This is a genomic window from Pseudoalteromonas sp. T1lg10, from assembly GCF_002964545.1.
Taxonomy (GTDB): Bacteria; Pseudomonadota; Gammaproteobacteria; order Enterobacterales; family Alteromonadaceae; genus Pseudoalteromonas.
The window spans coordinates 222,286-234,083 of sequence record NZ_PQBV01000018.1 but is presented as its reverse complement, the minus strand read 5'-3'; the positions used below and the strand labels follow the sequence as shown (position 1 = coordinate 234,083).

The window sequence follows — 11,798 nt, the reverse complement described above, 5'->3', positions numbered from 1 at the left end:
GTCCTTGTGCCCAACCAGATACGCTTACAGATCAACCACTAAGCGATAGCTTTGCTGGCCACTGGCCCAATACTTACGCTCGAACGGGGTAATGGCTGTGTCACTGGCATACTCACTGACCTGAGTTGGGTGTCCCGCCAGTTGCAGAGCACGGGCAAACTCACGCACATAAATATCCCAGTTGCTGCGCAGTTCAAGCTTGCCGCCAAGCTGCACTATGCTTGGGAATACCGCGGCACCATGCCAGCGTCGCTGCAAGTGCTTGGCTTTGGGCCAAGGGTTGGGATAGAGTAAATAATGGTGCGTTGGCTGCCAGTTGGCCTGCACGGCCAAGCGCCAAAAGTCGTTCAGATCCGCCTGCACCAGCATATACTGGGCATCTTCATCCTGGCGATACTGCACATCATGCTTATCTAAACGGTGCGCCGACTTATCTATGCCTATCACTAGCGCGTCTGGGTGCAGCTTAGCCAAGTTAGCTGTACTCTCCCCGACGCCACAACAGGAATCAAGAATAATAGGGCCATTAAAAGCCTGCACCCTGGCATTAACCTCATCAAAGGCCGCTTGGGTATGCGCGGCAATGGGCTTTTTAAACTCCGCACTCAGGTGCTTGTTCACCACTTCATCAAGTTTTTCATGCAGGCTTGGCTGGTTAGAGACTATGGCTCTTGAATTTGCTTCGCTCATCAGTGACGTAACCCCACACCCTTACGAATTAATGTTAATGCTAAGGTAAATAACACAGTAATAAACGCCAGCAAGACGGCGAATGAGAACCAGATATTTACATCGGACACACCCAAAAAGCCAAAGCGGAAAGCATTAACCATGTAGATGATGGGGTTAATTTGCGATACCCCTTGCCAAAACTCAGGCAGTAGCGTGATGGAATAAAACACGCCGCCCAGGTAAGTCAGTGGCGTTAGCACAAAGGTAGGGATAATGCTGATATCGTCGAAGCTGTTGGCATACACGGCATTAATTAAACCGCCGAGGGCAAACACCGCCGAAGTTAAAATCACCGTGGCGACAATCACAAAGATATTATGAATTTGAATATCCACAAAAAACAGTGATACCAGGGTCACGATTAAGCCCACCAGCATGCCACGGGCCATGCCACCGCCCATATAACCCAGCACAATAATGTAATTGGGCACCGGCGCCACCAGCAACTCTTCTATACTCTTTTGAAACTTGGTGGAATAGAAACTTGAAGCCACATTGGAGTAGGAGTTAGTGATCACCGACATCATGATCAGACCCGGGACGATAAATTCCATATAGCTAAAGCCACCCATTTCGCCGATGCGCGAGCCGATCAGGCTACCGAAAATCACGAAATACAGGGTCATGGTGATCGCCGGGGGTACCAGGGTTTGCACCCAAATTCGCAAAAAGCGAATACATTCTTTGATCCAAATACTTTTTAGCGCAACGCCATACTTCAACATGATCACTCCCCTCGCCCTTGATTTAACAAGCCGACGAACAACTCTTCTAAACGGTTGGCCTTGTTACGCATGCTTAGCACAGTATTGCCCTGCTCACTTAAGGCGCTAAATACGCCATTAAGGCCCTGTGACTTGGCGACTTCCACCTCCAGGGTGTGGTCGTCGGTCAGGGCAAATTGGTAGCCCTCCAGGCTTATCGGCTGCACCGGCTGTTTTAAATCAAGCACAAAGGTTTCTTTATCCAGCTTAGCCAGCAGCGCCTTGATGGTGGTGTGCTCAACTATGATGCCATGGTCGATAATAGCGATGTTTTTACAGAGCAACTCGGCTTCTTCCAAATAGTGGGTGGTAAGAATAATGGTCACCCCTTGCTTGTTGATTTCACGTAAGAAATCCCACATGGAGCGGCGTAATTCGATATCTACACCCGCGGTTGGCTCATCAAGGATCAACAGCTTGGGCTCATGCATCAGGGCGCGGGCGATCATCAGGCGGCGTTTCATACCACCAGAAAGCGTACGAGCGGCTTTGTCTTTTTTATCTAACAAACCAAGCTGTGCCAGGTACTTGTCGGCACGCTTATGGGCCTCCGCGCGAGGCACGCCATAATAACCGGCCTGGTTAACTAAAATCTGCTGCAGGGTTTCAAACTGGCTAAAGTTAAATTCTTGCGGCACTAAACCCAACTCGGATTTAGCCGCTTCCAGGTCGGTATCTATATCATGGCCGAAAACTTCAACCTTGCCCGCAGTTTTGTTCACCAGCGATGAGATCACCCCTATGGTGGTGGACTTGCCAGCGCCATTGGGGCCTAACAGGGCAAAGAAATCTCCCTGCTGTACTTGTAAATCTATGCCTTTGACGGCTTCAACGCCGTTTTTATAGGTCTTTTTTAACCCTTGAATATTTAATGCAATGGTCATTTATTTTTGTTCTCCATAACCCCAACGCGAGGTAAGTCTCTGCTCTATGCCCAGATGATCGAGAATACGGGCTACCATAAAGTCGACCAGATCGGCTATCGACTCAGGTTGATGATAAAAGCCCGGAGCCGCCGGCATTATGGTGACGCCCATGCGCGCCAGTTTCAGCATATTTTCCAGGTGAATTTCACTAAAAGGGGTTTCTCTGGGTACCAAGATCAGTTGGCCACGCTCTTTGATCACCACATCGGCGGCACGCTCCATCAGGTTGTCCGAGGCGCCTAGGGCAATGGCCGACACGGTACCGGCACTGCAGGGACACACCACCATTTTTTTCGGCGCGGCTGAGCCTGATGCTACCGGGCTGAACCAGTTATCCTTACCAAAGACCTTAAGTTGGCCATCGGCAGCATTGACCAAGGCACTGAGTTGCTCCGTTGCCTTATCCTCATGGCCGGACAGCTTAATGCCGGATTCGGTATCAAACACCACCCGGGAGGCGCTGGAGATCAACACAAATACCTGGTGGCCTTGCTCTATCAACACCTGTAATAAACGCAAACCGTAAGGGGCTCCGGAGGCGCCGCTAAAGGCCAGGGTAATGGGCTCTTTAAATGTGCTCATGATGTTTCCTTTTGTGCTAAGGCATGGAGCAGCTTTTGGTGAATGCCGCCAAAGCCACCGTTACTCATAACCAGTATATGACTCCCAGTTTCGGCCGCGGCCACTATCTCTGCCACCAAGGCATCAATATCCGCTAAACAACGGGCACCGGCCTGCTCGGCGCGCTCTTGCAGCGACCAGCCAAGCTCGGGGGGCTCGAATAAAAATACTTCATCGGCGCCTGCCAGGGAGTCCAGCAGGGTGTCCTGATGCACACCCATCTTCATGGTGTTTGAGCGCGGCTCTAGCACCGCAATAATGCGCTCATCGCCGACCTTGGCACGCAGACCCGCCAAGGTGGTAGCAATGGCCGTGGGATGATGGGCAAAGTCGTCATAGACGTTGACACCCGCCACCTCACCCTTGTGCTCCATACGGCGCTTAGGCGAGATAAATTCCGCCAGCGCGGCTATGCTGCTTGCCACAGGAATACCCACATGGCGTGCGGCGGCTATGGTCATCAGGGCGTTCTTAACATTATGCTCGCCAATGGCCTGCCAACGCACCACGCCTTGCGGCTCACCGGCAAACAATACGGTGAATTCACTGCCATCGGCCTTCAATAATTGATAATCCCATTGCGCGGCGCCTAAGACTTCTTGCTCACTCCAAAAGCCCTTGTTGATCACCTCGACCAGCGCCTGATCATCGCTGGGGTAAATCGCCTTGCCCGAGCCTGGCAGAGTTCGCAGTAGGTGGTGAAACTGGGTTTGAATGGCGCTTAGGTCGGCAAAAATATCCGCATGGTCAAATTCCAGGTTATTCAGGATCAGCGTTCTTGGCAGGTAATGGACAAACTTACTGCGCTTGTCGAAAAATGCCGTGTCATATTCATCGGCCTCGATAACGAAAAACGGGGTTTCACCCACGCGCGCCGAGATACCGAAATTCTGCACTACACCGCCAATTAAAAAGCCCGGCTTGAGTCCGGCGTATTCCAGCACCCAGGCCAGCATACTGGCAGTGGTGGTTTTACCATGGGTACCGGCGACCGCTAACACCCAGCTATCACGCAGGATATGCTCTTTTAGCCATTCAGGACCCGAGGTATAACGCAGGCCTTTTTCCAATACATATTCAACACAGGGATTGCCGCGACTCATGGCATTACCAATGACCACTACGTCGGGGGCTGGCTCTAGCTGAGCGGGATCATAGCCCTGCACCAATTCAATGCCTAACTCTTCAAGCTGAGTGCTCATCGGCGGGTAAACGTTTTGATCCGAGCCGGTCACATGATGGCCTAAGGCCTTGGCAATCGCCGCAATACCGCCCATAAAGGTACCGCAGATGCCGAGAATATGTATGTGCATAATGACTTCCTAATAATAAAAGCCGCGCAATCGCTAAGAATTGCGCGGCCTTATATGATGCCAAATTTAGCCTTGCCAATCTACCTAGGGTCTCCCTAAATAGGCGAGCCTGGTGGTAAGGGTAATGGCTTAAAGCCTTGTTGCCACTGACCGGTTTCAAGGAAATGATTAATGGCATCGGCCAGATGTTGTTTAAAGGCGCTCTCCCCTGAGCTAACGCTACCTAGCAGCTTGTTTTGTCTGTAGTCATCAGCCACACGCTGCAGGTAAAACTTGAACTGGGCCTGCACCTCAGGTGCCACCTTATCGCTGGCAACCAGATTGGCAAAGTGCTGTGCCGTCAACCATTGAATACGGTGCTGCACTTTTGCCTCCATGGCATTGCCATGGTTATTGTCGAATACCCGCTTCACAGGGTATCAAGCAAGGTATCCAGATTATAGGCCTGTTCAGAGCGGGCACCTTGCTGCGCCAGACGATTAACGCGCTCTGGGTGTAACAGCAGGCTCAAGCTATGGTTTGCCGCCACTTCAGGCAGAGCCATGGCATCCAGAGTCAGACCGGTACGGCCCACTATGCTTTCGCGGGTGTTGTATTCGCCATAGGCTTTAGGCGGGATCAAGGCCAGAATTGACTCCGGCACCACCAGCTCTTTGGCATCCAAAGTAAGCAGCAGCGAGGCCAAAGCCTGACGTTGCACCCCGGCATCGACCACTTGCGCGCCCTGCACCTGCTCTTTACCACGCACCTCGTAGCTGTAATCCACACCGGCGATCAGCTTGACCGCGGCTTCCACCTGATAACGGTGGAATAGATACAAGGGCACCAGCACTTCTTCAAGTTGAGATAAGGAGGTGCCGGCTTTAATATTATCAACGCCAAAACGGGACAGGGCTTTGGCCCGTACCGCCATCACGCGTTCCAGCTCTTTACTTGGATTATCGCCGTTATCCCACAAATGACCATTGGGATGGGCGCCGCCCTGTGCACGGGCGTCTCTGTCGGAGATAAACTCGAGGCCAAGGGCTTTGTTCTCGGCAAGGATCTTGGCCAAGGCTTGAGCCTCGTTTTGGCGGCTAAAGTCGCCATAACCATATTTAATCACCTGTTCATCCCACACGCCCATGCCCTTGGCATAGGCTTTTGATATATCCAGCACGCCCTGCTCGTCCAGGCTGACCAAGGGATGCGGGTAGTCCATCACCGAAGCACGCGCTTTGGGCGAAGCGGCAAAGTTATGGGCTATTCCCAGGGTGTGGCCAATTTCATGGGCACTGAGCTGACGAATTCTGTCCAGCGCCATGGCCTGCAACTCGGCGGTGACTTCATCACCCTTTTTATAAGGAGCGGCCAGGGCTTCGGCAATCAGGATATCCTGACGCACACGCAGCGAACCTAGTGTGACATGACCTTTAATAATTTCACCGGTGCGCGGATCTATCACTGAGCTGCCGTACGACCAGCCTCGAGTGGCGCGATGCACCCATTGAATAACGTTAAAGCGTACGTCCATGGGGTCGGCATGCTCGGGCAGCATTTTGACCTGGAAGGCATTTTTATAACCGGCTTTTTCAAACGCGGCATTCCACCATTTGCCACCATCGAGCAAGGCGCTGCGCACCGGCTCCGGCACGCCCGGATCAAGGTAGTAAATAATGGGTTTCACCGGCTCGCTGACGGCCTGATTGGGGTGTTTTTTGGCCAGGCGATGGCGCGGGATATAGCGCACCAGCATGCTCTCGCCCAAGGGCGCCGAATAATCCTTGTGCTCTATACTCCAATACCCGGATTGCGGGTGGAAGGCTCGTGGCTGGTATTTATCGTCCGGCAAGGCAACGAATGAGTGATGCATATTCACGCTGATGGCGTAAGGATCAGCGCTCACCTGTTTCACATACTCACCAGGCTTAGTGCCGGTAAAGGTGAGCACAGCTTCCAGTTCGGTATTTTTCACAAATGACTTGCTGCGCGGCATAAACACCGCACTGCGGCTGGTGTCGACACTAAAGTTACCTTGCTTACGCGCCGCCAGGGTGCGACTAACGCCGTGCACATCACTGAGCAGATAAGGGGTGTAGTCCAGCAGCACTCGGGAATCCGTGCTGGCCTGCACTTCAAAGCCATATAGAATACTGGAGGCAAAGGCCTCATTCACGCTTTGCTGCTCTGCACTGTTACTGCTTGAGGCACGGTAATTCGTGTTCAAGGCACGCAACATCACCTTGTTGCCCATACGCTCGAACTGCGCCAAATAGGTATTACCCAACTGGCCACGGTCTAAGCCTATATCATTGGAGCCCAAACCATAGGGCAGGCTTTGCTGCAATAGAAACGGCGCCTTCAGCTTATCCACCTCAAGATAAAGCTTGCCCTCATCATTGGCATAATAAAAGGTGAAATAGCCAGGATATTTGCTCATATTTTGAGTAAATTGGCTGATAGACTTAATTGCTGCCTGCGCTTGGGTTATCATAGGCAAGAACAAAAGAAACAGTGCTATTCGTATTATCTGCGTACTTGGCATAATTCTCACTTTTGTTGTTATTGGTATCGTAGGTTGGCTGTGGAATTTATAAGCCTTGAGTATATCTCTCTGCCTTGAGTCTACAACCACAAAGCGATAAATAGACAGCGTAATCTAGACGACATCCTCTCACTTTAAAATGTCGTGTAGACCCCATAAAACTTAGGAACAATTAAGATGCGACGACTCCCCCCAGTCTTGCTTGAAGATGGTTGCTCACATGACCTTATTTCACTTATCCGTACTATTTTAGCGGCCTGTAAAGAAATCTCTTTCCGTGTTGGCCAAGGCGCCCTATCTGGCGTGCTAGGTTCCACACTGGATGAAAACATCCAGGGCGAAACGCAAAAGAAACTGGATGTACTTTCCAACCAGCTGTTGAAAGACATCCTTTTAGAGTCCGGTTATGTTAAGGCCATCGCCTCGGAAGAAGAGCCGGGCACGGTTGCGGGTAACCCAGACGCAGAATACATAGTCGCATTTGACCCTCTTGATGGCTCATCAAACATTGATATCAATTCATTGGTTGGCACCATTTTCTCTGTTATGCGCGCGCCAAAGGATGCAGATCCGGCTGATCCTAATATCTTTTTGCAAAAGGGTGACCAGCAGGTAGCCGCGGGTTATGTGCTCTACGGCCCATCGACCATGCTGGCGCTTACCACGGGCCAGGGCACACGTATTTTCACCTTGGATAAAACCCAAGGTACCTTCTTGTTGACTCAGGACTTTGCCAAGGTGCCGGAGCAAACCAAAGAATTCGCCATTAATACATCGAACCAGCGCCACTGGCAGCCGGCGATGCAAAACTATATTACCGACCTATTAGCCGGTGAAACCGGACCTCGTGGTCGCAACTTCAATATGCGCTGGATTGCCGCCATGGTAGGCGATGTTCACCGTGTACTTAGCCGCGGTGGTTTATTCACCTATCCGGAAGACACCAAAAACCCGGAAAAGCCGTACAAATTGCGCCTACTTTATGAAGCCAATCCTATGGCCATGCTTATCGAGCAAGCCGGCGGCCTGGCCTCAACCGGTTATGAGCGCATTATGGATATAGAGCCAGAGCAAATTCACCAACGTGTGGCTGTAATTTTGGGCTCAAAAGAAGAAGTGGAAGCCTGCTTAAGCTACCACAAATAAAGTTAAAAAAAGGGCAGTTGATACTGCCCTTTTTTATTTAACTTAAATCCTGAATAGCCCCTTATTTTTCCAGCGGCAGTTCATGGCGGGCGCCCCACTCGCTCCAAGAGCCATCATAAACCTGTAAGTTAGTATGGCCACACTCATACGCGGCCAGCGCTAAAATACAGGCGGTGATGCCCGAGCCACAGCTAAACTGCAAGCGCTGAATATCCTGTTCAAGCAGTTGCGCCAATGCTTGCTGCAACTGTTCCTTTGGGCGTAGCTCGCCATCTATGATTAACTCGGCATATGGCAAGCTCTTGGCATTGGGAATATGTCCGGCGCGCATGCCTTCTCTGGGTTCGGCCATCTCACCACTGAAACGCTGCGCCGGTCGGGCATCAAGCAACAAGGTCGAGGTATCGTCGATAGCCGCGAGCACCTGCTCGGTGTTAATAAAAAAGTCAGCCCGTGGGGAGGCTTTAAAATTACCTCGCTCCTCGGCGCTATGCCAGCCCTGTTGCACCGGCAACTCGGCGGTGCGCCATGCTGGTAGACCGCCACGCAGCACCTTAACGTTATCGAAACCAAAGGCCTTAAACATCCACCAGGCTCGGGCGGCGCTAAATAAGCCCTGGTCGTCATAGACCACCACTTCCGAGTCCTGACTCACTCCAGCTTCTTGCATCTGTTGCTCAAATTGATCGGCGCTGCATAAAGTATGAGGCCAGGGGCTGGCGTTATCGGCCAGAGCGTTTTTAATATCAAAACGCTGCGCCCCTTTAATGACCGCCGCCGGCGCATATTCGCCCGACTTACCCGGGAGTACCATGCCGGCATCAAAGATTTTTAGCTTGGGGTTGTGCAGCTGTGCATTCAGCTGCGCCACGGTGATTTGCTGGCTCATACACCACCTTGTCATTGGATACTTATTGCAACAATAACATGGACGTTAGCAGAACTCTGGCTGTCGCACCACTTCGATAATTTCTGTGGTCGAAATACTCGGAGTGCGCGGCAAGTAAATTACCTCACAGATATCATTAAATTCATCAAACTTTCCGCGCCAATCATCACCCATAACCAGGATGTCGGCACCATGCTCTTTGATATATCTGCGCTTAAGAGTGAGACAGTCTTCCACAAACACTCGGGTCACATCCGACATGGCGGCAATGATACGCAGACGGTCCTGTTGCGAATACACAGGCGCACGCCCTTTTTTCTGTCTATTCAAAGGATCGGAGGAGACACCAACGATTAACTCGTCACCGAGTTTTGCGGCCCTTTGTAACAGGTTTACATGGCCGACATGGAACACATCAAATGTACCAAAGGTAATTACTTTAATTGTCATATAAGAAGCTTACTATTCGCTGAGAACTTAGCCCATCCAGCTTCCCTGCGAGCTTTGTTATTGTTTTTATGTTGTCTTGATTATGTTTTGCCTGTGGTTGCGACAGCGCTTGCTCGATCGCTCCAGGCAATTGCTTGGCTTTATCGACTTTGAAGGTTAAGGCCTCAAAGTAGTCGATATCCGAGTCTAATCTTGCCTTAAATCTATAGGCAAAGGGGCCGCGATATGACCACCTTAATTTATAAAAATTGCACCAGATGACCGGCTTTTTAAGGGCAAAAAACTCAAAAATTGCCGACGATGCATCGGATATCATCACATCGGCCAAAGCCATAAATGGCACCAGATTAAACTCACTGACAGCCGCCAGGTAGACGTGCTTGCGCTGCGCCCACTTATTGAGCAATTGTTGTTGTTTTTGGTATTTATTTCTCGTTAGTGAAAAGAAATGCGGCTTAATAATAATGTTGCAGTGGGCATATTCATCCACCCAATTTTTTTCCATCATTTCTATGGAGCTGGGATAAAATGTCGGCGCATAGAGTAAGGTTGGCTTATTTGGGTCTAAACCCAGATCTTCCAGGCTGTGCTGCGATGTAAAAGCCTGGCTTTGCAACAAAGGGTCTAGCTTAGCGTATCCGGTATCGACAAACTTATCATTTGGATACAGGCTCTCAAGACGTGCTAAACGGTGCTCACCTTCAACGAAGCGTACGCTAGCCGCATTATTTGAAGCATGGTAATAACAGGCCTTAGGGCCAATACCATGCTGCATTAATACGGTTTTTTTGCTTTGGTTTAACACCTGCATTTGGGCAAAGGCTTTGCCAAAAATAATCCACTCGCCATCACATTGACGATAAAAGTCGAGGGATTCATCCTCACTCTCGAGCCAATGCACAGGTAGCTTGTGTGTTTTTATGGCTGCATCAGCCGCCTCTTTTAGCGCCTTATCCTGCTCATTGTAAAATACGAAGCACACCGCCGCCCCTTGCTGCAGCAATTGCTTATATAGGGGTAAATATTGGGGAAGATAGTATAAGTGCAATACATCAAAGAAAACTTTCATTTCTTATTCACACTGTTTTAACAATGTTGTGCATCATACTAAAGTTAATTCTTAATTTTTAGATTTGCGCGCAAATATAAGGATTAAGAATTAGTTTTCACCTGCTTAAAAATGCCACTGTGACCAGTTTGAATCGTCTCTCGGCCCAGGCAAAGCAGTGAAAGGGGGAGGCACATAAAAAAATACCGCTGCACCTAGGTGAGCGGTATTTTCAAAAAGGGGAAGTTAAATTAGTCGATTAACTGATATTCGTTATCGAGAATGGCAATAATTTCACTACGTGGATCCGCTGGAATTTCCAGTTGCTTACCGACAATCTTGCTGGCTATCCCCACATAGGTTTGCGATACCTGCATCATCACCTCTACCGGCAACTTGTACGCTTTAGCCAGGGCTTCACGCTCATCCATACGGTCTTTATTCAACAATACATCGCTGTCCGGCACATTATTGATCAGTAACTGGCGGAAACCTTCTTTCGAGTTTTCAATGATCTTACCATCACGGTAGGCCGGGCCATCCCAGATACGTGAAGAGTCCGGCGTGCCCACCTCATCGATATAGATAAGCTGTTCATTGCCGTTCATGTCTTCCACATAACCAAACTCAAACTTGGTATCAACAAAGATCTGATCCAGCTTGGCCAGCTCGGCGCTGATCAATTCAAAACCTTGCGTCAGCAGGTGCTCGTACTTGGCCACATCGGCTTCGCTGCTGAAATTAAAGGCGTCCAGGTGGTCGGTGATATTCTTGCGGGTGATATTTACATCGTCCACCGCCGGCACATCATCTAGGCCCTCTATAATGCCCTTGGTTGAAGGCGTGATAAGCACTTCTTCCAACTTCTGATTGGCTTCTAAACCTTCGGGTAAGTCGATACCACAGAAGCTGCGAATGCCCTTGGCATAATCGCGCCACATGCTGCCGGTAATATATTGACGAGCAATGGCTTCTACCCTAACGGTTTTGGCCTTGCGCACGATCCATACATAAGGGTGCGGAATATCAACAATGTGGTTGCCCGCCAAACCCGCGGCATCGAACTGCTTAAACCAGTGTGACGCCACCGCATTAAGGGCAATGCCTTTGCCTGGTACGCCGTTTAGACCTTCTTCACCCTGCCAGATGCAGTCGAATGCAGAGATGCGGTCAGAAATCACCATAAGCGCCAGCTCGGTGCCCTCTGGTACGGCATAGCCTTTTTCGGCAATTAGGCGCGCGCTGTCTTGCTCGGTTAACCAGTATACCGAACGAACCTTGCCGCTGTGCACGGGTCCTTTGGTACGAATAGGTAAATCGTCATTAATGTCTAAGACTTTATAATTGCTCATGGCTACTCCAACAAGGGCTTGAGAGGCGAATGC

At 50.3% G+C, this 11,798-nt stretch carries 10 protein-coding genes and 1 pseudogene; 1 reads left to right on the top strand and 10 read right to left on the bottom strand.

Annotated features, from left to right (window positions below):
• Positions 1–24: 24 nt before the first annotated feature.
• The 6 genes and pseudogenes from trmB to C2M17_RS07325 form a co-directional block, all read right to left on the bottom strand.
• Positions 25–690, bottom strand: a complete 666-nt coding sequence (trmB, locus tag C2M17_RS07350; protein WP_105200179.1) for a tRNA (guanine(46)-N(7))-methyltransferase TrmB — start codon at positions 688–690, stop codon at positions 25–27.
• On the bottom strand, positions 690–1,457 hold the full coding sequence (locus tag C2M17_RS07345; protein ID WP_105200178.1) for an ABC transporter permease: 768 nt from the start codon (positions 1,455–1,457) through the stop codon (positions 690–692). Before C2M17_RS07345 ends, trmB begins: the two co-directional genes overlap by 1 nt.
• 2 nt (positions 1,458–1,459) lie before the next feature.
• Complete coding sequence (locus C2M17_RS07340) at positions 1,460–2,380, bottom strand: ABC transporter ATP-binding protein (protein WP_105200177.1); 921 nt, start codon at positions 2,378–2,380, stop codon at positions 1,460–1,462.
• Positions 2,381–3,004 (bottom strand): flavin prenyltransferase UbiX, encoded by a 624-nt coding sequence (locus C2M17_RS07335; protein WP_105200176.1) that lies wholly within the window; start codon positions 3,002–3,004, stop codon positions 2,381–2,383.
• Positions 3,001–4,356, bottom strand: a complete 1,356-nt coding sequence (gene mpl / locus C2M17_RS07330; RefSeq protein ID WP_105200175.1) for a UDP-N-acetylmuramate:L-alanyl-gamma-D-glutamyl-meso-diaminopimelate ligase — start codon at positions 4,354–4,356, stop codon at positions 3,001–3,003. The genes C2M17_RS07335 and mpl overlap by 4 nt, the downstream gene beginning before the upstream one ends.
• Positions 4,357–4,451: 95 nt before the next feature.
• A pseudogene (locus C2M17_RS07325) lies at positions 4,452–6,880 on the bottom strand (zinc-dependent metalloprotease).
• A 177-nt stretch (positions 6,881–7,057) separates the two neighbouring features.
• Here C2M17_RS07325 and C2M17_RS07320 point away from each other — a divergent pair.
• Complete coding sequence (locus C2M17_RS07320) at positions 7,058–8,026, top strand: class 1 fructose-bisphosphatase (protein ID WP_105200174.1); 969 nt, start codon at positions 7,058–7,060, stop codon at positions 8,024–8,026.
• Between the two features lie 61 nt (positions 8,027–8,087).
• On the opposite strand, the gene C2M17_RS07315 is transcribed toward C2M17_RS07320, so the two are convergent.
• The 4 genes from C2M17_RS07315 to C2M17_RS07300 all read right to left on the bottom strand — a co-directional run bounded on the left by C2M17_RS07315 (position 8,088) and on the right by C2M17_RS07300 (position 11,765).
• A complete protein-coding gene (locus C2M17_RS07315; RefSeq protein WP_105200173.1) occupies positions 8,088–8,915 on the bottom strand; it encodes a sulfurtransferase in 828 nt (275 codons plus the stop codon).
• A gap of 45 nt (positions 8,916–8,960) precedes the next feature.
• Positions 8,961–9,365, bottom strand: a complete 405-nt coding sequence (locus C2M17_RS07310) for an adenylyltransferase/cytidyltransferase family protein (protein ID WP_105200172.1) — start codon at positions 9,363–9,365, stop codon at positions 8,961–8,963.
• On the bottom strand, positions 9,355–10,434 hold the full coding sequence (locus tag C2M17_RS07305; protein ID WP_105200171.1) for a CDP-glycerol glycerophosphotransferase family protein: 1,080 nt from the start codon (positions 10,432–10,434) through the stop codon (positions 9,355–9,357). The genes C2M17_RS07310 and C2M17_RS07305 overlap by 11 nt, the downstream gene beginning before the upstream one ends.
• 230 nt (positions 10,435–10,664) lie before the next feature.
• Positions 10,665–11,765, bottom strand: a complete 1,101-nt coding sequence (locus tag C2M17_RS07300; RefSeq protein WP_105200170.1) for a phosphoribosylaminoimidazolesuccinocarboxamide synthase — start codon at positions 11,763–11,765, stop codon at positions 10,665–10,667.
• Between the last annotated feature and the right edge of the window lie 33 nt (positions 11,766–11,798).